24 protein-coding genes are annotated in these 21288 nt (G+C 62.8%); 17 read left to right on the top strand and 7 right to left on the bottom strand.

Annotation, left to right across the window (positions count from 1 at the left end; all coding sequences use genetic code 11):
* Positions 1–39 precede the first annotated feature (39 nt).
* From CO660_RS18300 to CO660_RS18260, 9 genes are all read left to right on the top strand, one after another.
* On the top strand, positions 40–1050 hold the full coding sequence (locus CO660_RS18300; protein WP_097599912.1) for a ligase-associated DNA damage response exonuclease: 1011 nt from the start codon (positions 40–42) through the stop codon (positions 1048–1050).
* Positions 1051–1278: 228 nt separating this feature from the next.
* Entirely contained in the window at positions 1279–2904 is a 1626-nt protein-coding gene (locus CO660_RS18295) for a cisplatin damage response ATP-dependent DNA ligase (protein WP_097599911.1), read from the top strand.
* Between the two features lie 118 nt (positions 2905–3022).
* The gene (locus CO660_RS18290) at positions 3023–3946 is read left to right on the top strand and encodes an alpha/beta fold hydrolase (protein WP_097599910.1); all 924 of its coding nucleotides are present in this window, start codon (positions 3023–3025) and stop codon (positions 3944–3946) included.
* Positions 3947–4069: 123 nt separating this feature from the next.
* On the top strand, positions 4070–4876 hold the full coding sequence (locus CO660_RS18285) for a L,D-transpeptidase (RefSeq protein ID WP_097599909.1): 807 nt from the start codon (positions 4070–4072) through the stop codon (positions 4874–4876).
* 141 nt (positions 4877–5017) lie between these two features.
* Positions 5018–5752, top strand: a complete 735-nt coding sequence (locus CO660_RS18280) for a L,D-transpeptidase (RefSeq protein ID WP_085777398.1) — start codon at positions 5018–5020, stop codon at positions 5750–5752.
* Positions 5753–5979: 227 nt separating this feature from the next.
* Positions 5980–6189, top strand: a complete 210-nt coding sequence (locus CO660_RS18275; RefSeq protein ID WP_085777399.1) for a cold-shock protein — start codon at positions 5980–5982, stop codon at positions 6187–6189.
* A gap of 167 nt (positions 6190–6356) precedes the next feature.
* Positions 6357–6641, top strand: coding sequence for a cold-shock protein (locus CO660_RS18270; protein ID WP_097599908.1), 285 nt, complete (start codon positions 6357–6359; stop codon positions 6639–6641).
* 56 nt (positions 6642–6697) lie between these two features.
* Positions 6698–6934 (top strand): 30S ribosomal protein S21, encoded by a 237-nt coding sequence (gene rpsU, locus CO660_RS18265; RefSeq protein ID WP_011424510.1) that lies wholly within the window; start codon positions 6698–6700, stop codon positions 6932–6934.
* Between the two features lie 140 nt (positions 6935–7074).
* Entirely contained in the window at positions 7075–7311 is a 237-nt protein-coding gene (locus CO660_RS18260; RefSeq protein WP_097599907.1) for a hypothetical protein, read from the top strand.
* A gap of 39 nt (positions 7312–7350) precedes the next feature.
* Here the strand turns inward: CO660_RS18260 and CO660_RS18255 are convergent, their stop codons facing one another.
* On the bottom strand, positions 7351–7833 hold the full coding sequence (locus CO660_RS18255) for a MarR family transcriptional regulator (RefSeq protein ID WP_085777402.1): 483 nt from the start codon (positions 7831–7833) through the stop codon (positions 7351–7353).
* A gap of 125 nt (positions 7834–7958) precedes the next feature.
* Between CO660_RS18255 and CO660_RS18250 the strand changes: the two genes are divergently transcribed.
* Positions 7959–8381 carry an organic hydroperoxide resistance protein gene (locus tag CO660_RS18250; RefSeq protein WP_064837534.1) on the top strand — a complete coding sequence of 141 codons (423 nt, stop codon included), beginning with the start codon at positions 7959–7961 and terminating at the stop codon, positions 8379–8381.
* A gap of 175 nt (positions 8382–8556) precedes the next feature.
* Here the strand turns inward: CO660_RS18250 and CO660_RS18245 are convergent, their stop codons facing one another.
* Positions 8557–9075 carry a MarR family winged helix-turn-helix transcriptional regulator gene (locus tag CO660_RS18245; RefSeq protein WP_097599943.1) on the bottom strand — a complete coding sequence of 173 codons (519 nt, stop codon included), beginning with the start codon at positions 9073–9075 and terminating at the stop codon, positions 8557–8559.
* 86 nt (positions 9076–9161) lie between these two features.
* Here CO660_RS18245 and CO660_RS18240 point away from each other — a divergent pair, with 86 nt between their 5' ends.
* From CO660_RS18240 to CO660_RS18230, 3 genes are read left to right on the top strand one after another with little or no spacing between them, the layout of a single operon-like run.
* Entirely contained in the window at positions 9162–9890 is a 729-nt protein-coding gene (locus CO660_RS18240) for a thioredoxin family protein (RefSeq protein WP_097599906.1), read from the top strand.
* 43 nt (positions 9891–9933) lie between these two features.
* Positions 9934–10401 carry a DUF1579 domain-containing protein gene (locus tag CO660_RS18235; protein WP_097599905.1) on the top strand — a complete coding sequence of 156 codons (468 nt, stop codon included), beginning with the start codon at positions 9934–9936 and terminating at the stop codon, positions 10399–10401.
* A gap of 50 nt (positions 10402–10451) precedes the next feature.
* Positions 10452–11231, top strand: a complete 780-nt coding sequence (locus CO660_RS18230) for a VOC family protein (protein WP_097599904.1) — start codon at positions 10452–10454, stop codon at positions 11229–11231.
* A gap of 190 nt (positions 11232–11421) precedes the next feature.
* Here CO660_RS18230 and CO660_RS18225 read toward each other — a convergent pair whose 3' ends face one another.
* Positions 11422–12948, bottom strand: coding sequence for an ABC-F family ATP-binding cassette domain-containing protein (locus tag CO660_RS18225; RefSeq protein WP_097599903.1), 1527 nt, complete (start codon positions 12946–12948; stop codon positions 11422–11424).
* Between the two features lie 547 nt (positions 12949–13495).
* Complete coding sequence (locus CO660_RS18220; RefSeq protein ID WP_097599902.1) at positions 13496–15088, bottom strand: ABC-F family ATP-binding cassette domain-containing protein; 1593 nt, start codon at positions 15086–15088, stop codon at positions 13496–13498.
* Here CO660_RS18220 and CO660_RS33350 point away from each other — a divergent pair.
* The gene (locus CO660_RS33350) at positions 15075–15251 is read left to right on the top strand and encodes a hypothetical protein (protein WP_176536312.1); all 177 of its coding nucleotides are present in this window, start codon (positions 15075–15077) and stop codon (positions 15249–15251) included. The genes CO660_RS18220 and CO660_RS33350 overlap by 14 nt on opposite strands.
* A gap of 157 nt (positions 15252–15408) precedes the next feature.
* Here the strand turns inward: CO660_RS33350 and CO660_RS18215 are convergent, their stop codons facing one another.
* The gene (locus CO660_RS18215) at positions 15409–16968 is read right to left on the bottom strand and encodes a helicase HerA-like C-terminal domain-containing protein (protein WP_097599901.1); all 1560 of its coding nucleotides are present in this window, start codon (positions 16966–16968) and stop codon (positions 15409–15411) included.
* A gap of 199 nt (positions 16969–17167) precedes the next feature.
* Between CO660_RS18215 and CO660_RS18210 the strand changes: the two genes are divergently transcribed.
* The 3 genes from CO660_RS18210 to CO660_RS18200 all read left to right on the top strand — a co-directional run bounded on the left by CO660_RS18210 (position 17168) and on the right by CO660_RS18200 (position 18539).
* Positions 17168–17560 carry a hypothetical protein gene (locus tag CO660_RS18210; protein ID WP_085780007.1) on the top strand — a complete coding sequence of 131 codons (393 nt, stop codon included), beginning with the start codon at positions 17168–17170 and terminating at the stop codon, positions 17558–17560.
* Positions 17561–17646: 86 nt separating this feature from the next.
* Positions 17647–18102: an NUDIX domain-containing protein gene (locus CO660_RS18205; RefSeq protein ID WP_097599900.1), complete on the top strand. Its 456-nt coding sequence runs from the start codon at positions 17647–17649 to the stop codon at positions 18100–18102.
* A gap of 119 nt (positions 18103–18221) precedes the next feature.
* A complete protein-coding gene (locus CO660_RS18200) occupies positions 18222–18539 on the top strand; it encodes a hypothetical protein (protein WP_085777413.1) in 318 nt (105 codons plus the stop codon).
* An 11-nt stretch (positions 18540–18550) separates the two neighbouring features.
* Here CO660_RS18200 and zwf read toward each other — a convergent pair whose 3' ends face one another.
* Both zwf and CO660_RS18190 read right to left on the bottom strand, forming a co-directional pair.
* A complete protein-coding gene (gene zwf, locus CO660_RS18195) occupies positions 18551–20068 on the bottom strand; it encodes a glucose-6-phosphate dehydrogenase (RefSeq protein ID WP_097599899.1) in 1518 nt (505 codons plus the stop codon).
* 178 nt (positions 20069–20246) lie between these two features.
* Positions 20247–21125 carry a LysR substrate-binding domain-containing protein gene (locus CO660_RS18190; protein WP_097599942.1) on the bottom strand — a complete coding sequence of 293 codons (879 nt, stop codon included), beginning with the start codon at positions 21123–21125 and terminating at the stop codon, positions 20247–20249.
* Between the last annotated feature and the right edge of the window lie 163 nt (positions 21126–21288).

Below are 21288 nucleotides of genomic sequence, written 5' to 3'. Positions count from 1 at the left end.
CCTCTGGCCCCGCGCCCGTTTCCCGCTATCTCTTGCATCATGAGAGCTGATGCGCTGCTTTATCCCGCCCCGGAAGGGCTCTATTGCCCGGAGGGCGGCTTTTACGTCGATCCGGTGCGGCCTGTCGAACGGGCGCTCGTCACCCATGGCCATTCCGACCACGCCCGGCCGGGGCATGTGAACGTGCTCGCCACCCGTCAGACGCTCGACATCATGCGCCTGCGTTATGGCGAGGGCTTCTGCGCCAGCGAGCAGATAGCCGATTTCGGCGAAGAGCTGGGGATCAATGGCGTCAAGGTGAGTTTTCACCCCGCCGGCCATGTGCTCGGCTCGGCTCAGATCGCCATCGAGAAGAACGGCACCCGCATCGTCGTCTCCGGCGATTACAAGCGCCGCCCAGACCCGACCTGTGCGCCCTATGTGCCGGTCGCCTGCGATGTCTTCATCACCGAGGCGACCTTCGGCCTGCCGGTCTTCCATCATCCAGATCCGATCGACGAGACCGGCAAGCTGCTGGCCTCGCTCCGGCAATTTCCGGAGCGCACCCATCTCATCGGCGCTTATGCGCTGGGTAAGGCCCAGCGCGTCATCCGGCTGCTGCGCGATGCCGGTTATGCCGAGCCGATCTATATCCACGGCGCCATGGAAAAGCTCTGTGATTATTATGTCGGCCAAGGAATAGATCTCGGCGAGCTGCAGCCCGCCACGATAGAAAGCCGCGACAAATCCACCTTCCGGGGCGCCGTCGTCATCGGCCCGTCCTCGGCCTTCGCCGACCGCTGGGCGCGACGCTTCAACGAGCCGCTGCCGGCTTTCGCCTCCGGCTGGATGATGGTGCGCCAGCGCGCCAAACAGCTCGGCGTCGAACTGCCGCTCGTCATCTCCGATCATTGCGACTGGCCGGAACTGACCGAAACGATCCGCGAACTGAATCCGGCTGAAGTCTGGGTAACCCATGGCCGCGAGGAGGCGCTGGTGCGCTGGTGCCACCTGCAGGGTATCAAGGCGAAACCGTTGCATCTCGTGGGCTATGAGGATGAGGCGGATTGAGATGAGCTGGAGAACGCGTCAAAACCCCTCCCCAACCCCTCCCCACAAGGGGGAGGGGCTTAACCTGCCGCGCCGTCCAGCCACAACATCATCGCCGCAAACGCTGTGGTTGAAAGAAGGCGGGGCAGTGCCGCGAGTTAGCCCCTCCCACCTGTGGGGAGGGCCTGGGAAGGGGTCTTCTCCTCGCAAAGTTGGGGGGGGATTTTCTCCCGGAATGCGGAGGCTTGCATGAAAGCCTTCGCCGACCTCCTCGACCGCCTGGTCCTGACCCCCAGCCGCAACGGCAAGCTCAAGCTGCTCACGGATTATTTCCGCGATACGCCCGACCCGGACCGCGGTTACGGCCTTGCCGCCATCGCCGGCACGCTCGAAGTGCGCGACGTCAAGCCTGCTATGTTGCGCGACCTGGTGCTGGAACGCATGGACGAAGTGCTGTTTCATTTTTCCTACGACTATGTCGGCGATCTCGCCGAAACCATCTCGCTTGTCTGGGACAATGAGCGGGATATAGACCGCTCCGCCCTTGCTCAGCCGCGTCTCGGCGAGGTCGTCACCCGCATGAACGGTCTCGGCCGCACCGAAGTGCGCGCCTATGTCCGCGATCTGCTCGACCGGCTGGATTCCTCCGGCCGTTTCGCCTTCATCAAGCTGACGACCGGCGCGTTGCGCATCGGCGTTTCCTCCCGTCTTGCCAAACAGGCGCTGGCCGATCTCGGCGGCAAGGACGTCACCGAGATCGAGACTCTCTGGCACGGCCTGCAGCCGCCTTACGAGACGCTGTTCCAATGGCTGGCGGGCGGCGGCGACAAACCGGCGCTGGCTACACCGGCGATCTTCCATTCCGTCATGCTCGCCAATGCCGTGGAGGAGGGAGACCTGGCAGGTCTCGAGCCGGCCGACTATGCGGCCGAGTGGAAATGGGACGGCATCCGCGTCCAGCTGTCGCGCTCCGGCGACAGGCGCAAGATCTATTCCCGCTCCGGCGACGACATTTCGGGCGCCTTTCCCGATATTCTCGACGCGATCAATTTTTCCGGCGTCGTCGACGGTGAGCTGCTTGTCGGAGGCACCGCCCGCTCCAACAGCCCGACCCGCACCTTCTCCGACCTGCAGCAGCGCCTGAACCGCAAGACCGTGACGGCGAAGATGCTCGACGATTATCCTGCCTTCATCCGCGCCTATGACCTGCTCTTCGACGATGACGAGGATATTCGCGGGCGCACCTATGTCGAGCGCCGCGAGCGTCTTTCCGATATTATCGAGCGCGCGCCCCATGATCGGTTCGACCTCTCGCCGCTCGTGCCTTTCTCTTCATGGGAGGAGCTCGACGCTCTGCGCGCCGCCCCGCCCGATCCGGTGATCGAGGGCGTCATGATCAAGCGGCGTGACAGCATCTACCAGGCCGGCCGCATGAAAGGCCCCTGGTTCAAGTGGAAGCGCAACCCCTATAATGTCGATGCGGTGCTGATGTATGCCCAGCGCGGCCACGGCAAGCGCTCCAGCTATTATTCCGATTTCACCTTCGGCGTCTGGGCCGATGACGAGGACGGCGAACAGCTGGTGCCGGTCGGAAAGGCCTATTTCGGTTTCACCGATGCCGAACTCGAACTGCTCGACAAGTTCGTCCGCAACAACACCACCGAACGTTTCGGCCCGGTGCGGGCCGTCCGCGCCGACCGGGATTTCGGCTTCGTCGTCGAGGTGGCCTTCGAGGGCATCAACCGCTCCACACGCCACAAATCGGGGGTCGCCATGCGCTTCCCCCGCATTGCCCGCCTTCGCCCCGACAAACCTCCTTACGAGGCCGACCGGCTGCGCACGCTGATCGCCATGATCGATGCGAAGCCGGGCTGAGCTTTGCGCTCCTGCGCAACAATGACGCAGGGCCATATTTTCAACATCATGTGTATTGGCGGCATCGGTTTTCCGATGCAAATCTGGCGTGCCGGGGAAATGATTTGGGTGCCGCGTCATGAGCTCGCATGAACAAAATTCCTTTTTCCGCCAACGCCGCGCCGTGCTGGCGGGGCTTGCCGGCGCGCTCGTCCTGCCGCGCATGGCGACCGCCTTCGATGTCCCCGACGAGCCGCGCCTGGCCAAGCACGACTATGCCGCGGTCCGCCGCCGCTTCCGCACGAAACTCCTGCAAAAGGGCCCGGCGCCGGATAAATACGAACCGCTGACCGCGCCTGCCGACGCCGAGAAGATATTCTACCGCTCCGGCTATGGCGGCGAGCTCGAACTGGTGGCATGGGTTTCCCGGTACAAACGCGAGCGCACTGCCAAGCCGGCCGTGCTCTTCCTGCATGGCGGCAATGCCATGGGCATCGGCCATTGGCAGCTGATGAAGCCCTACATGGATGCCGGCTATGTCGTGATGATGCCGTCGCTGCGCGGCGAAAACGGCCAGAGGGGCAATTTTTCCGGCTTCTACGATGAGGTCGACGATGTGCTTGCCGCAACCGAGCGCCTGGCGCATCTGCCGGGCGTCGATTCCGGCCGCCTGTTCATCGCCGGCCATAGCATCGGCGGCACGCTGACCATGCTGACGGCGATGAGCAGCCAAAAATTCCGCGCCGCCGCGCCGATTTCGGGCAATCCCAACGCCTTCCGTTTCTTCAGCCGCTATCCCCAGGACATCCGCTTCGACGACAGCAATGCGCATGAATTCGAGGTGCGCTCGGCGCTCTGTTACGCCCACAGCTTCAAATGCCCCATCCGGGTCGTCCACGGTACGGAAGAGTCGCATTTCAACGACCGCGCCGATCTGCTCGCCCGCCGCGCCCGCGCCGCCGGCGTCCATATCGAGACCGACACCGTCGCCGGCAACCACACCTCGGCGTTGCCGGCCGAGATCGAACAGAGCATCCGCTTCTTCCACGGGGTGGCGGCGTAAGCTCTGCCGCCGGTGGTACAGCCATGGTCGTGCAATGCAACGAACGCCAGCCTCGCACCAGCCGCGAATGCAATCGTCGCGCCAGATATCGCTGTCTCGCCGATCGTTGACTAGGGTGGTCCCATGAATTTTCTGCACCGGGTTTTCCCGATTGCCGGGCTTATGATTGCTGTCGCGCCGCTCAGCGGCTGCAACATCCTGATCCCCGATGTCGCTGCCGATTCGCCCGCCCGCTTCGTCCAGGAAACCTCGCCGGTCTTCTATCAGCCGCCGGGCGTCGATCCGCGCCGGGTGCGGCCGATCCCCGATCAGCCGGTGCCGCAGACGCGCGAGCTTTACAAGACCCAGTTCCACCAGACCTACGGCCTGCCGCTCACCAATCCCGTGCATATGGCGATGTATGGCGAGCAGCGGGCCGAGGACTTCACTCTGCCGGCGATCCCGGTCAGCCGGATCCAGCCGCAATTCCTGCGTCAGGAGGTCGACTATCAGACGACCGAGCGCCCCGGCACCATCGTCGTCGATACCAAGGCGCGTTTCCTCTATTTGGTCGAGGCTAACGGCAAGGCGATGCGCTACGGCGTCGGCCTCGGCCGCGACGGTTACGCCTGGTCGGGCCGCGGCGTCATTCAGTGGAAGCAGAAATGGCCGCGCTGGACGCCGCCGGTCGAAATGGTCTCGCGCCAGCCGGAAGTCCGCGCCTTTTCGGCGGAAAACGGCGGCATGAATCCCGGGCTTCAGAACCCACTCGGCGCGCGCGCCATGTATATCTTCAAGGACGGCCAGGATACGCTCTATCGCATCCACGGCACGCCCGACTGGCAGTCGATCGGCAGGGCGACATCGTCGGGCTGCGTGCGCATGCTGAACCAGGACGTCGTCGATCTCTACGACCGGCTTCCCGCCAAGGCCGAGATCGTTGTGATGTAGCGCTGCAACAGCGCTCTTCATATCGTCGGCTCCGGCCGGAACACGTCTGCGTGAAGCTATGGTTTATTTGGCGCAAGCCGATAGATTTCCTGGTGTCGTTATTCCAGGATTCCCGCATCAAAAGGAAATCAGTCCCGCGTCATGAGTTCCGATAGACATCTTTCCCGCCGCAGCTTTCTTTCCCTTTCGGCTCTGACGGCAGCCTCTGCGCTCACCGGCTGCGCCTCCTCCGTCAACACAGTTACATCGGGCGATACATCGATCATTTACCGCTCGCCGATGCGCCTGTTCCAGTCGCCTGGTGCCTCCAGCGTGCCGAGCGGGCCTGAGCTTGCCGTCATGTATGGCCCGATCGAGGACGGCGGCTTCCTCATTCCCGCCGTTCCCTATGAAGAGATCGATCCGCGCTACTATCGCCAGCGTGTCCTCGATCCCACCGGCCAGCCGCCTGGCACCATCGTCGTCGATACGCCGTCGCGCTTCCTCTATCTCGTTCAGGCCGACGGCATGGCGATGCGCTACGGCGTCGGCATCGGCCGCGAGGGTTTCGCCTGGCAGGGATCGGGCGTCATCCAGTGGCGGCAGAAATGGCCGCGCTGGAAGCCGCCGAACGAGATGGTTGCCCGCCAGCCGGAATTGGTCAAATATTCGATCGAAAACGGCGGCATGGAGCCGGGTCTGAAGAACCCGCTCGGCGCCCGCGCCCTCTATATCTTCTCGAATGGCGAAGACACGCTCTACCGCCTGCACGGCAACCCCGACTGGCGCTCGATCGGCAAGGCCGTCTCCTCGGGCTGCGTCAGGCTCTTGAACCAGGATATCATCGATCTCTACGACCGCGTTCCGACAAAGGCGCCGATCGTCGTCTGGCAGTGACGCCGCCGGGGCGGTCGCCAGTCGGCCGCCTCTGCTCACCGCTCGGAAAAGTTTTATTTTCGATTTAGCATTGCTTAATTCGGTAAAAGGCCTACATGGTGCCTATCGAATATGCTCGTGACCTTTGTCCATGCGCCAACGCGCTTCGTCAGATCTCCTCTCAGCATCGATATTGCCCGCGGATATTCTGCCACGGGTGCACTCAAACGGTTGAAAAGGAAATCGTTATGAATTCAGGCGTAGTCAAATGGTTCAATGGCACCAAAGGTTTCGGTTTCATTCAGCCTGATGACGGCTCCACGGACGTTTTCGTCCATATTTCGGCAGTCGAGCGCGCTGGCATGCGCGAACTCACCGAAGGCCAGAAGGTCCGCTACGATCTGGTCCGCGACAAGCGTTCCGGCAAGAGCGCGGCCGACAACCTTCAGGCCGCATGATTGTCATTCGCCTTGGCTGACCACAGATTGCGGCGCGCTGACCACGGATGTACTGGCAGCGCGCTGACCATCAAAGGCAGCTTGGTGGCCGAATGACTGGAAGAGGTCGGGTTCAAGCCCGGCCTTTTGTTTTGAAGTTGAGTAGCCGAAGAGTCGAGGGACGCAGAATGAGCAGACCAAGCTACAAGGTCGGCGACATGATCGTGCTGAAGTCCGGCCTGACCCGCACGGCAAAGGCAGACAAGCGGTGCCGGATCGCCAGCATCCTGCCCAACGATCACGGGCACGTGCAATATCGCGTTCAGTTCACCGGCGAGAGTTTCGAGCGCCGCATCACCGATGACGATATCGACATCGGGGAATCGCCACGGGCGGCGTCACTTGAGGCGGCCGCCAAAGCCGATGATGCCGAGCCGTGGCTGAAATTTTCGGGAATCCGCATGGGCAAGTAGCCCGCCGTTTTTTATCATATGACAGCGGCCTCGCCGCCGACAGGAAGGATATTCGTTTGCAGGTACTCGTTAGGGATAACAATGTCGATCAGGCGTTGCGCGTGCTTAAGAAAAAGATGCAGCGTGAAGGGCTTTTTCGGGAAATGAAGGCGCGCAGCGCTTATGAGAAGCCGTCGGAGAAGCGTGCCCGCGAAAAGGGGGAGGCCGTTCGCCGCCAGCGCAAACTTGCCCGCAAGAAGCTGCAGCGCGAGGGCCTGCTGCCGGCGCCGAAGAAGGCTGTCCGCGCTCGCTGATCCGGCCGTGGCATGCCGGCCCTAATGTCACGGGCCGGTCGCCACATCTCGGCCTTGTGAAAGTACGTCCCGGCCGTAAAATGATGTTGGCATCCGAAATGCAAGGATCAAACGCCGACACTACCCGAGAAGGGGGGCACATGACCGCCACCAAGGGAGAATTCTTCAACCCCGCCAAGCTTTCGTCTCGCGACAAGGCCGAAGCGACCGATCACACGGCCCGCGCCATCATTGCCGCCGAGGCATCGGCGCGTGACAAGAAGACGGAGAAGTTGAGGGCGCTTCGTCTGCAGCAGGCGGCCGAGGACGCGGATGCCGCACCTGCGCCTGCAAAAAAGCGCCGCGCGACGGCGAAGGCCGCCACTCGGCGGTCCTGATCCCGCCGCAGACGTCATACCGGCTTGGGGCAGGGGCTTTCAGCCGTCGCCGGCCCGGCCGAGATTGGCCCGCAGCCGATGCAGCATGTCGCGCATCTCGGCCATTTCCTCGATCGTGCAGCCGGCGGCTTTTCCGATCGCCGTCATGATCGTATCGACCTCTGACTTCATCGCTTCGCCTTTCGGCGTCAGCGACACGATCACCTGTCGCTCGTCGCGCAGATCGCGGATGCGCTTGATCAGCCCGCTCTGCTCCAGCCGTTTCAACAGCGGCGACAGCGTGCCGGAATCGAGGTCCAACTGCTCGCCGATCGTCTTAACCGGTAGGGCGCTGCGTTCCCACAGCACCAGCATTACCAGATATTGCGGATAGGTGAGGCCGACCCTGTCGAGGATCGGTTTATAGGCGCGGGTAAAAGCATGCGCCGTCGCGTAGACGGCGAAGCACAGCTGCTTTTCCAGCCGCTTCTCTTCCTCAGGTATCTCCATCGTCTTTACCGTTTGCGCTTTCATATCCGTCATCCCCGAGGCCGCGATTGTCCTCTTTCCATTCGTGAAATGCAATTTGCAAAATTAACTTGCGTACAATTTAATTGTGCGATAGTAAAACTCCGACCCGATCGAAGGGCCAACCAAAGGAGATCGTCATGCCTATTCTCTATACGACCAAAGCCTCTGCCACCGGCGGCCGCGCCGGCCGCGCCGTTTCCGAAAACGGCGTTCTGGACGTGACGCTGACCGTTCCCAAGGAACTCGGCGGTGACGGCGCGACCGGCACTAATCCCGAACAGCTCTTCGCTGCCGGCTACTCCGCCTGCTTCCTCGGTGCCTTGAAATTTGTTGCAGGCCAGCAGAAGGTCAAGATTCCGGAAGAGACGACCGTCTCCGCCAAGGTCGGCATCGGCCCGCGCGAAGACGGCACCGGCTTCGGCATCGAAGTAGCGCTGACGGTCGATATCCCCGGCCTCGACCGCGAAACCGCCGAAAAACTTGCTGCCGCGGCCCACATCGTCTGCCCCTACAGCCACGCAATGCGCACCTCGACCGAAGTTCCGGTCACCGTCGCCTGATCACGGCGATTCAGCGCCTTGGAATTGCCCCTCACCCTAACCCTCTCCCCGTTCTGACGGGGGGAGGGGACGTGCCCTGCGAAAGGTCGGCTTGGGACGGAGAGGTTGCGGCATATCCCTTCTCCGCGTCAAAACGGGGAGAAGGTGCCGGCAGGCGGATGAGGGGCAGGTCGCCCTAATCGCCCGTCGCCCGTCCACTTTGACGCGGCCGGCCCGACGCCTCAGCCGGCTTCGGCGCTTCCACCGTCACCCCCGATAGCGCCTGTAGATCCTGCCGCAGCCGTAGAACGCCGCCCGGCAATTCATCGTCGAGGGCCGCATGCGTGCTTTCCCAGATCGGCAGTGCTCTTGCCAATACCGCCTTGCCTTCTGCGGTAAGGCTGAGCAGCCGGCCGCGCCTATCCTTGGGGTTCTCCACCACTGCCACCCAGCCCCTGCGCTGTAAGGGCTTCAGCGCCGCCGTCAGCGTCGTCTGGTCCATGGCGAGCAGGGCGGCGACCGGCCCCATCGGCGGCGGTTCCGGCCGGTTCAGCGACATCATCAGGGAAAACTGCCCGTTGGTGAGGCCGGCCGGCCGCAGCGCATCGTCGAACAGCCGGGCAAGCGCGCGTGCCGCGCGCTGCACATGCAGACAGAGGCAGGTGTCGCGCACCATCAGCGTCGTCGAAAAGGGAATCTCGATCGAATTTGACATGCTCATTTTATATTGATATCAATGTAATTAGTCAAGGAGAAGGGGATGAGCCGGCTCGCCGGCAGCGCCGGAGGAGGGCGCATTTCATGCAGAACGAAGTTGTTTCCCGTGAGGAATGGCTGGAGGCCCGGCGTGCCCTGCTCTTGAAGGAAAAGGAGGCGACGAAGCTGCGCGACAGCATCAACTCCGAGCGCATGGCGCTGCCTTGGGTGAAGGTCGACAAGGACTATGTCTTCGAAACGCCCGAGGGAAAGAAATCGCTCGCCGATCTCTTCGATGGCCGCAGCCAGCTTCTGATCTATCATTTCATGCTCGGTCCCGACTGGCAGGCCGGCTGCCCCGGCTGCTCCTTCCTGTCGGATCACGTCGATGGCGCGCTGCCGCATCTCAACCATCACGACGTCACCTGGGTGGCCGTTTCGCGTGCTCCACTCGACAAGATCGCCGCCTACAAAAGGCGCATGGGCTGGAAATTTCCCTGGGTCTCGTCCTTCGGCAGCGATTTCAATTTCGATTATCACGTCTCTTTCAGTCCGGAGGACCTTGCCAAAGACAAGGTCTTCTACAATTTCACTTCTATCGAGCCGGCTGAGGCGCATGACGAACTGCCGGGCCTCAGCGCCTTCTACCGCAACGACAAGGGCGAGGTCTTTCATACCTATTCCAGTTATGCCCGCGGGCCGGAGGAACTGATCGGGACCCTGATGATCCTCGACCGCGCGCCGAAGGGCCGCAACGAGGAGAGCACGATGAATTTCGTACGCCGCCATGATGAATATGAGGATGCTCCGAAGACATCGTCCTGCTGTCACTGAGCAATCAAACATCTGGGATATCGTCATTCGAAGGGAGGAGAGCATGATGAAGGCCGCCGAAGTGCTGAAAGAGCATTCTTTTTTGGAAAGATTGGTCGGCGACTGGAGCGTCACCGCACCCGAGATGTCCGACGGCCACGACTGGACGGAGACCGTCCGCTCCCTTCACGGCATCTGGTTCGTCGCCGAAGGGACCGGCCATATGCCCGACGGCAAGCCGGCCACCACGATCCTGACGCTCGGCTACAACGCCGAGAAGGGCAAATATGTCGGCAGCTGGATCGGCAGCATGATGGACTATATGTGGGTCTATGAGGGCGAGGTCGACGCCTCCGGCAATGTTCTCGACCTCTATACGACTGGACCCGATTTCAGCGGCGATGGCCTTGCCGATTACCGCGAGCAGATCACCTTCATCGACGATAATCACCGCACTTTCACCTCCAGCGCCAAGCAGGAGGACGGCTCGTGGAAGCAGTTCATGGAAGCGCATTACATCCGCAAAATCTGACAATCACGGCGCCCCAAGCGAAAGGGCGGCGTCAGAAGAGGGAGAACATGATGTCCAAGACGCATGGAAAGTTCATCTGGTGCGAACTGATGACATCAGACACCGCAGCCGCCGCGAAATTCTACAGCTCCGTCGTCGGCTGGACCACCTCGGACATGCAGGTGGAGGGCATGCCAACCTATACGATCTTCGAGGCGAACGGCATCGGGGTCGCCGGCCTGATGGAGTTTCCGGCCGAGCTTGAAGGCCAGGGCATTCCGCCGAACTGGACGGGCTATGTCGGTGTCGACGATGTCGATCAGACGGCGAGAGATTTCGCCGCCAATGGCGGCGCAGTCCGCCGGCCGCCCCAGGACATCCCAACCGTCGGCCGCTTCGCTGTCGTCGCCGATCCGCATGGCGCCGTCATCTGCATCATGACGCCGGCGCCGATGGAACAGACCTGGCCGGAACTCGCCCCCGACGCGCCCGGCAACATCGGCTGGCACGAACTCTATGCCGGCAACGGCAGGGAAGCTGTTTCCTTCTATTCCAAGCTGTTCGGCTGGACGAAGGATAGCGAGATGGATATGGGGCCGATGGGCGTCTATTACCTCTTCTCCCATGACGGCCGGCAGATCGGCGGCATGATGACCAAGCCCGACAGCGTGCCCATGCCCTGCTGGAGCTACTATTTCATCGTCCCCGCCATCGACGCGGCGATTGAACGCGTCACATCGGGCGGCGGCAAGGTCGTCAACGGCCCAATGGAAGTCCCGGGCGGCAGCTGGATCATCCAGGCCACCGATCCCCAGGGCGCCTTCTTCTGCCTGGTGGCGCCGAAGCGGTAGTATTTTCGGATGTGTCGTTGACGGTGCACCGTGTGGCCGGCCCCTCATCCGGCTGCCGCCACCTTCTCCCCGTAAACGGGGCGAAGGGGATATGCCGCACCGGTTTCGTTGAGCCTCGACGTTGCGTTTGGCACGTCCCCTCTCCCCGTTTTTACGGGGAGAGGGCAGGGTGAGGGGCAGCCTGACACCCTCATCCCCGCGATCCCACAGAAGCAAAAAAACCTTCCGGGCTCTCCACCTCCACCAGCCGCTTCTTCTCGATCAGCCAGAAGCGGTTTCCCACTGCCCGCACGAAACTGCGGTCGTGCGATACCAGCAGGCAGCTCGCCTCCTGCGCCATCAGCTCTTTCTCCAGCGCTTCCTGTCCTTCGATATCGAGATGGTTGGTGGGCTCGTCGAGCAGGTAGAAGTTCGGCTCCGTCAGCCTGAGCACCAGCATGCCGAGCCGTGCCTTCTGGCCGCCGGAAAGCTGGCCGATCGGTTTTGCCTGGATATCGATCGTCATGCCGGCCCCGGCGAGCAACGCCCGCGCCCGCTGGTCGCCGACATCGAAGCGGCGGATGATCATGCCGATCGGCGTATCCTTGTCGGCAAGATCGGCAAGCGCCTGGTCGCCATAGCCGAGAACCAGTGATGGCGTCGCCTTGATCCCATCCTGCCCGGCCTCCGGTCTCTCGACCGCCTGTTTCAGCATCGACACCAGCCGTGACTTGCCGGCGCCGTTGAGGCCGAGCAACACGATGCGGTCGCCTTGGCAGATGAACTGACGACCGGTCTTGAACAGCAGCGTCCCGTCCGGCGTCGTCACCGCCGCGTCTTCCAGTGTCACCAGCACCTTGGCATGAGTGCCGCGGTTGGCAAGCCGGATGGCGCCGGCCGAACGTTCGAGATGCGCCGGTCTTGCCGCATCTTCCAGCTTCTCCGCCCGCTGCTTCAGCTGCTTCGTCTTGACGACGAGCAGGTCGCTGCCGGAATTGATGCCGATATTGTTAAGCTTGGCCGCCTGCTTGCGCAATTGTTCCGCCGCCTTCATGTCGCGCTCGAAACGCCGCGCCTCCGAGGCGTCGATCTCGTCGAGGGCCGCGCGTGCCCTGCTATAGGGGAGCGCAAAGGCCGGCGATTGCTCCGGCCGCAGGAACAACGTCCGGTTGGTCGTCGCATCGAGAAAGGCGCGGTCATGGCTGGAGAGAATGACCGGCACCTCGCGCGGCAGCGCATTCAGCCAGCTTTCCAGCTGCGCGATCCTTTCGAGATCGAGATGGTTGGTCGGTTCGTCGAGCAGAAGCACGTCAGGCTCGCTGACCCAGCTGCGGGCAAGCATCGCAAGCCGCTTCCAGCCGCCGCTCAATTGCTTCAGCGGCCGGCCGCGCATGACCTCCGGCACCTCGAGCGATTCCAGCACGACGTCGACGCGCCAGCTCTCGCTTTCGGCCTGATCGGCCGGCAGCGCCTGCAGCACCGCATCATAAAACGGCGTATCGAAAAGTGCAGCCGGCACATTCTGCGCGACGTGGCCGATCGTCAGCCCGCGAGCCTTGGTGATCTCGCCCGCGCTCGGCTCCAGCGCGCCGGTGATGCAGGCAAGCAGGGTGGATTTCCCGCGCCCGTTGGCGGCGACGAGGCCAATGCGGTCGCCTGAATTGACGACGAGATTGAGGTTGGAAAACAGCGGCTTGCTCAGCGTCACGCCGAGATTGTGCATATTGATGAGGGTCATATTCGTTCTCTGGTCCTGACCGGGAGCAGACGAAATCGGTGGCATCAGGCCATCACGGATTGCGTCTTTCGCGCCCGGGATAAAGGGAATGCGCGCAGTCATCTGACGGCGGCGCATCGGCCACAAAGGGCAGACCAGGAAGAGGTATAAAAGCGTCTCTGGTCAGCCCTGCAAACGCATTTGCAGGGCGTCGACGGGACCACGCTGGCGATGATGCCGGAAATAATACTGCATAGCGTGATCCTCCTTTCTCGAAAGGGTTGCAGGGCAGAAATACCATTGCCGGCGAAATGAGGCAAGGGAGGCATAATCAGCCGCCGCTGAGTGGAGGGGTGGCTCGGTGTCCGGTACTCAAGAGAGCCTCATCCTGAAGTGCCTTGAAGGACGGGGCGCGGCCGTCAGAGGCATGCAAGAAGCAGCGTTGCGACGTGCTTCTACGCCGTGCAGGCTTCGCACCTCAGCATGAGGGACGTCGGAGGAGTCGCGCTCTCATAAGCGGGTGGGGAATGGAGCGGTGCCGGCGGAGGGCGCTGCGATTAGCTCGAAATCACCCAACCGCATCGCGCGGCAATGCCAGCCGCCGTGTTATGCCGATGTTTTCGAGAAACGCCTCGTCGTGGCTGACGACGATGAGCGCCCCGTCATAGGCGATGAGACCCGCCTCGACCGCTGATATCGAGTCGATGTCGAGATGGTTGGTCGGCTCGTCGAGGATCAGCAGCGGCGGCGGTGCGGCGCCGAGCGTGCAGGCAAGGCCTGCGCGCAGCAATTGGCCGCCGCTGAGGCGCGAAACCGTCTGCAGCGCCGCATCGGCCCTGAACATGAAGCGGGCCAGCGCGGCCCGACAGGTATTTTCATCGGCTTGCGGGTTGATCCGGCGGAAGTTGTCGCGGATCGAGGCTGACGGATCGAGAAGGCTCACCTTCTGATCGAGTATGGCGAAGCCGGTCATTACCGAGACGGTGCCGGCCCGGGGCTTGAGCTCGCCGGTGATGAGCGCGAGCAGCGTTGTCTTGCCCGAACCGTTCGGTCCGGTGATGGCAATACGTTCCGGTCCCGTCACGTCGAATGACAGATCGTCGATAACGGGTTGATCAGGCAGATAGCCTGCCGTCACGCCGTCGATCTTCAGCACGATCTTGCTGGCCGGCAGCCCCGTCGCCGGCAGGCTCACCGACAATGGCTGCAGGATCTCGATCTTCTCGCGCGCCGCCTTTGCCTCTTCGAGCGCCCGGGTGCGCCGTCTTTCGGCAAGACGCGCATTGTCGCCGCCGGTGGTTTCGCTCCGCTCCTTCATGCCGCCGAGCATGATGCGCGGAATGCCGCCCTTGGCGGCCATCTTCCGCCCGGCGCTGTCCCTGTGTGCCTGACGCTCCACGTTCGCCTGCGCCTTCCTGGCGACCTCCGCCATGCGCCTTTCGGCATCGGCAAGATCATGCTCTGCGGCGGCAAGCTCGAGGGCCTTGCGCTCGCGGTAATGGCTCCAGTTGCCGCCGTAGCGCGTCGCGCCGAGCGAGGTCAGTTCGACGATCTGGTCGACGCTTTCGAGCAATTCCCGGTCATGGCTGACGATGACGGCGCCGGCCCGCCAGCCTGAAATCAACGCGATCACCGCCGCGCGGCCGTCGCGATCGAGATTGTTGGTGGGTTCGTCGAGCAGGAGGAAATCCGGCTCGCTGAAGATGAGCGCGGCAAGCGCCGCACGTGTGCGCTGCCCGCCGGAGAGTGCGGCAAGCGGCGTCTCCGGCTCCGCGTCGAGTCCCGTTCGGTTGAGCGCGGTTGCGATGCGTGCCTCCAGCGACCAGTCCGCCGAGGCAACCTCGTCGGCCGTTGCCGCGCCGGCTTCGGCACGACGCAGAAGTGCGAGCGCCGCGGCCACGCCGAAGAGATCGGCGATGGTTTCGTCGGCCGCAACCTGAACGCTCTGGCGCAGCATGCCGAGGCTGCCGCTGATCGATATCGATCCCGACTGCGGCCGAATATCGCCGGAGATAAGCTTCAGCAGCGTCGTCTTGCCGACGCCGTTGCGTCCGATAAGACCGCTGCGGTCCCTGCCGAAACTGAAATCGAGATCGGAAAAAAGCGGCCGCCCGTCAGGCGTGGCCCAGGAAATTTGCGAGAGAGTGATGGATGCAGACATCGATATGGATTTCCCCGTTGGCAAGGCGAACTGGCATTGCGATCGGGTTGAAATCCATTGCTGCACACATCCTGTTGAAATGGTCGATGGCGGGGAATTTAGGGGAGGAAGGCGTTGGGTTCAAGGCAAAGTGGCGATTCTGCATTCTTTCAAGCAGACCTGATGGCTGCCCCTCTCCCTGTAAACGGGGCGAGGGGGACGTGCCACGCGAGAGCTTCGTGAGGGTCGGAGAGGTCGCGGACTGGTCCCTTCGCCCCGCGAGCGGGGAGAAGGTGCCGGCAGGCGGATGAGGGGCTCAAGCGCGCTGCCGCGGCAAATGCCTACCGCTTCAAGCTCCCCAGGATCCCGCGCACCAGCGCCCGGCCGACCTGGGTGGCGACGGTTCGCGCGACGCTCTTCATCGCCGCTTCCACCACCGTTTCGCGCTGGTAACCGGAAGACCTGCCGCGCGATTGGCCCCGGCCCTGGCGGTTGTCGTCATCGCCGCCGAAGCCCGGCAGGTTCCAGCCGGAGGTCGTGCCCGGCTGTTCGGCCGCTTCTTCCTGCGCCCGCTTGGCGGCTTCTGCTTCCGCCGCCTTTTTTGCCCGCGCCGCCAGCATTTCGAAGGCGGATTCGCGGTCGACGTCTTCGTCATAGACGCCGAGGACGGGACTCCTGTCCATCACCTGCTGGCGCTCGCCATCGGTCAGCGGGCCGACGCGGCCCGACGGCGGGCGGATCAGCGTGCGCTCGACGATCGACGGCGCGCCCTTGGCCTCCAGCGTCGAGACCAGCGCCTCGCCGGTACCGAGGTTGGTGATGACGGTGGCGCAGTCGAAGGCCGGGTTCGGGCGGAACGTATCGGCGGCCGTCTTCACCGCCTTCTGTTCGCGCGGCGAATAGGCGCGCAGCGCATGCTGGGCGCGGTTGCCGAGCTGGGCGAGCACCGTTTCCGGCACGTCGAGCGGGTTCTGCGTGACGAAATAGACGCCGACGCCCTTGGAGCGGATCAGCCGCACCACCTGCTCGACGCGTTCGATCAGAACCTTCGGCGCGTCGTTGAAGAGCAGATGCGCCTCGTCGAAGAAGAAGACCAGCTTCGGCTTGTCGGGGTCGCCGACTTCCGGCAGTTCCTCGAACAGCTCTGACAGCAGCCACAGCAGGAAGGTGGCATAGAGCCGCGGGTTCATCATCAGCTTGTCGGCGGCAAGCACCGAGATCTGACCGTAACCATTGGTGTGGGTGCGCATGATGTCGGAGATCTTCAGCGCCGGTTCACCGAAGAAGTGCTCGGCGCCTTGCTGTTCGAGCACGAGCAGCGCCCGCTGGATCGAACCGACCGAGGCCTTGGAGATCAGGCCGAACTGGCTGGAAAGCTCGGTGGCATTCTCGCCCATATAGTTCAAAAGCGAGGTGAAATCCTTGAGATCGAGCAGCGGCAGGCCGGCCTCATCGGCGATCTTGAAGGCGATGTTGATAACGCCTTCCTGCGGCTCGGAAGCGTCCATCAGCCGGGCGAGCAGCAGCGGCCCCATCTCGGCGACGGTGGTGCGCACCCGGTGGCCCTTCTGCCCGAACAGATCCCAGAAGATCACCGGAAACTGGTCGAATTCGTAATCGGTGAAACCGATCTGCTCGGCGCGCTTGGTGAGAAAATCCTTGGGCTCGCCTTTGGCGGCGATGCCGGAAAGATCGCCCTTGATATCGGCCGCAAAGACCGGAACGCCGGCCCGCGAAAAACCTTCGGCCAGCACCTGCAGCGTCACTGTCTTGCCGGTGCCGGTGGCGCCGGTGACGAGACCGTGGCGGTTTCCGAACTTCAGGTCGAGATATTCCGGCTTGTTGATGCTGTCGTCGGGATTGCGGCTCGCGCCGATGAAAATCTTGCCGTCCTCGATCATCGCAATCTCCCTTCGGCCCTGCCGCCGCTTGTTGAGAAGGTCTGGCTTGCGCCGCCTTCATCGAACCATTGTTTCCCTGTTATAAGCAGGCAGGCGAATGCGGACAACTGTTTGCATCGAAAGCGAAACCGCTGGCTTGAGTTGCATTCGAATCTCGATTAACGTTGACGTTAACGTAAAAAATATGAGGAGGCTGACGATGAATGGAATTGTGACTGAAATCGCCGATCGCGTGGGCATTTCCCCGGAGCAGGCGGAGAAGGCGCTCGGCATGATGCTCGGCTTCCTGCAGCGCGAGGCCGCTGACGGCCCCGTTGCCCGGATGATCGAGGCCATCCCCGGCGGCGCGGATCTCGTCGCCCAGTTCAATGGCGCCGGTGCCGGCGGCGGCGGTCTGCTCGGCGGGCTGATGAGCTCGCTTGGCGGCGGCGGCATCATGGGGCTCGGCCAGCAGCTAATGGGCGAGGGCCTCGGCATGGGCGAGATCACCTCGCTCGCCAAGGAGACCATTGCGATCGCCAAGCAATATGCCGGCGAAGAGGTCGTCGACGAAGTCGTCGCCTCCGTCCCCGGCCTCAGCCAGTTCGTCTGAACGACGACAGAACGGCAAGAGCCCCGCGCCGCCGCTGCGGGGCTTACTTTTATCGCTCCCTGAAGCTCTCAAGATGGACGAACTGCATGACCGTCTGGCGCCCGCCGCAGCAGATCAGGGTGAAGGTGATCGGCCTTGCCTGGCGAGAGAACCGCTTGCTCGCCGCGGAAGTGGAAGATGACAGTGGCCGCATCAAAGGTGTCCGGCCGCTCGGCGGCTCGATCGAATTCGGCGAGACGCGCGAACAGGCCCTGCATCGCGAAATCCGGGAGGAGCTCGGCACGGAAATCCGCATCGTCGGCCCCTGGCATGTTCTCGAAAATATTTTCGAACACCATGGTTCGATCGGCCATGAATTCATCTTCGCCGCCGATGTCGAACTGGCCGATCAAGCCCTCTACGAGCGCGCCGAGATCCGCTATTGCGAACTGGACGAAACGGCGGCGACGGCGCGCTGGTTCGGTCGCGACATGCTGCGTGACGCCGGCCTCGATCTCTTTCCCACGGGCCTCGAGACGCTGCTGTCGCGCTGGCGTGATTGAGCCCCAAGGACGTTTTGAATCTGCTCGCCAAACTTTGATCGCCCGTACTCGCTCCAGAGGGAACAAGGGAGTAGAATTGCTGTTTCTGCCGCATCGTTGACATCAGAAGGAACAGCATCATGCGCAGGTTCATTGCAGCAACGTCGATCGCTCTCCTCAGCCTTTCTGGTCCGGTTCTTGCCCAATCGAACATGGGCATGGATGCCAGCGGCCGCTTCGATGGCACGCCGCCGCTCGGCACGGCGCCGGGCGCGGAGCCGCAAGCCGGGCTGGTCATCCCGCTCGACTCGATCGAAACAGGCAGCGTCGACAACGGCGTTCCGAGCGGCCGCGTCGACTGGGCGCGCTGCCCGCCGCGCAAGGCCCGTGGCGCGCTTGCCACGCAGGGCGGCAACAGCGGCGCCTCCGTCAGCCCGGCGTGCCGCGAAGGTCAATGATCAGGCACGCCCTATTTGCCGTTCTGGCTGTCGCGGTGCAGGATGACCCCGAGTTCGTGCCATTTGCGTCCGTCGCGCTCGATGAGCTCGTCGGCGCAGGTGGGACCCATGCTGCCCGGCGCGTAAGCTTCGGGCGTGCTCGGATCCTTGCTCCAGATGTCGAGGAAGGGTTGCACCGCCGCCCAGCCGGCCTCGATGCCGTCGGCGCGCTGAAACAGCGTCTGGTCGCCGATGAAGAGATCGTAGAGCAGCGATTCATAACCCGTCGTCTTGCCGATATCGAACTTGTCCGCATAGCGGAAATCGAGCGACACGGGCGTCGTATCGACCGAAAGCCCCGGCGACTTGATCGAGATTTCCATGCTCAAACCCTCGTCCGGCTGTACCTGGATCACCAGCCGGTTCGGCGGCAGGCGGCGATTGACCTCGGTCTCGCGAAACTGCGCGAAGGGCACCGGCTGGAAGGTGATGACGATCTCGGTGTCGCGTGCCGTCAGTGCCTTGCCGGTTCTCAAATAGAAGGGCACGCCGGCCCAGCGCCAGGTATCGGCATAGAGCTTCAGCGCCACATAGGTTTCGGTCCGGCTGTCGGGCGAAACATCCTTGCTGTCGCGATAGGCGGGAAGATCGACGCCGTTCAACGGGCCGGCCGCATAGGCGCCGCGCACGCCATGCGTCTTTGCCTCCTCTGGCGTATAGATGCGCAGTGCCTTCAGCACCTTGCTCTTCTCGTTGCGGATCGCCTCTGCATCGAAGCTGTTCGGCGGCTCCATGGCAATCATCGCCAAGAGCTGGAAGAGATGGTTCGGCACCATGTCGCGCAGCGCCCCCGTGGCATCGTAGAATTTGCCTCGGCCGCCGATATCGACGATCTCGGCGGCGGTGATCTGCACGTGGTCGATATAGCGGCTGTTCCACAGCGACTCAATGATCATGTTGGCGAAACGCGCCGTCATCAGGTTCTGCACCGTCTCCTTGCCTAGGAAATGATCGAGCCGGTAGACTTGGCTTTCGCCGATCTCGGCGAGGATTTGCGCATTGAGCGCCCGCGCAGAGGCGAGATCGGTGCCGAACGGCTTCTCGATCGCGACGCGGCGGAAGACGCCCTCGCTTTCATCGGTGAGCCCATGGGCGGCAAGCTTCTCAACGATGATGCCGAAGAAGGATGGCGGCACCGCGAGATAGAAGGCGGCATTGGCGTTCGGCCCCAACCGCTTGCCGATTTCGATAAAGATGTCATCCTTGGTAAAATCGCCCGACATATAGGAAATGCGCCGGCGCAGGCTCTCCCAGGCTTGGTCCTTGACCGTCTGCTCGTCTCCGTTCAGATGATTGAGGAAGGCATCGAGCCGCCCGCGCAGGAATTCATCGTCGCCCGCTTCGATGCCGATGCCGAGAATGCTGAGGTCCTCACCAACGAGGCCCTGGCGCGTCAGGTTGATGATCGCCGGCACCAGGAGGCGGCGCGTCAGGTCGCCCGTGGCGCCGAAGATGACAAGGGTGACCGGCGGGGTAGGGGCAGCGTGCATGTGTGTCGTCTCCGATTTTGCCGCCGACTATACTGCCTGCCGGTTTCGCGGCAACATAAGTGGCGAGATGTAACGCCCATTTGACACACTGGGGCGGCGGGAGTGCCGAGAGCCGGTGAGTTGCAGCGGGCGTGGCGATGTCAAGGTTGGCGCTCAGCCAAGCAGCCTCAACCCATGCTCAGTTGCGGACTAGCGAAGCATAGAACCAGTCGATGAAGACGCGGACGATTGGCGTCGCTTGAGCCTCGGATCGGCAGGCCACATAGACCGCGTCATTGGCCGGAACCGTAAGATCGAATGGCGCGACCAGCTCGCCCCGTGCAATCATGTGCGCGGTGGTGATGTTGTCGCCGAGCGCAATGCCATGGCCGTACATGGCGGCCTCGATCGACAGGCGCGCGTCGCTCATCATGTGCTGGCGCGCGGGCATCGAAACGCCGGCTGCGGTGAGCCAGGTGTTCCACTCATTGCCGCGATCGGCATGCAGGAGCATGTGGTCGCGCAGATCGCGTAGGGAACGCAGCGGCCGCCTGTTCATGAGGGCCGGGCTGGCGACGGGGAAGAGCTCCATCCGGCTCCAGAGGCGCGACCAATAATTGGGCCAGTTGCCGCCGCCGTAGAGAATGCACAGGTCGACATTCGGGGAACTCAGATTGTTCGGGTCATTCGAGGCGCGCAGGTCGAGTTGAATATCGGGGTATTGATCGGTGAACTCCTGCAGCCGTGGCATCAGCCAGAGCGACAGCACCGCCGCAACACAGGTTACCCGCAGCGTGCCGCCGGTCGCCGGCCGGGTCATCGCGGCTTTCGCTGCTGCGATCTCCGAAAATGCGTTGGAGACGACCGGCATCAGCAACGCGCCCTGGCTGGTCAGCTTCAACCATTTGCCACCGCGCTCAAACAGGCGCACGCCGAGCGATTCCTCCAAGGTGCGTATCTGATGGCTGATCGCGCCGTGGGTGACATTCAATTCGCGGCCTGCGGCGGAAACCGATCCATGGCGGGCAGTGGCCTCAAACGCGCGCAGCGGGTTGAGGGGCGGCAGACGGCTGGACATGAGACAACGACCTGTGAGAAAAAATCGCATGAAACTGTAGATTAATATCAATTGATTTTCCAGCGAGCTTGCCGTTCAATCACTGAAGAAGCCATCGGCCTCTGCGGCAGAGCTGCAGCCGAGGACCGATTTGCCATCCTGATCGCAGCATCGTCATCCTCAA

Origin of the sequence: Rhizobium sp. L9 (assembly GCF_002531885.1) — a bacterium.
Lineage (GTDB): Bacteria > Pseudomonadota > Alphaproteobacteria > Rhizobiales > Rhizobiaceae > Rhizobium.
The sequence above is the reverse complement of the archived record's forward strand: the minus strand, read 5'-3'. Positions and strand labels throughout refer to the sequence as shown.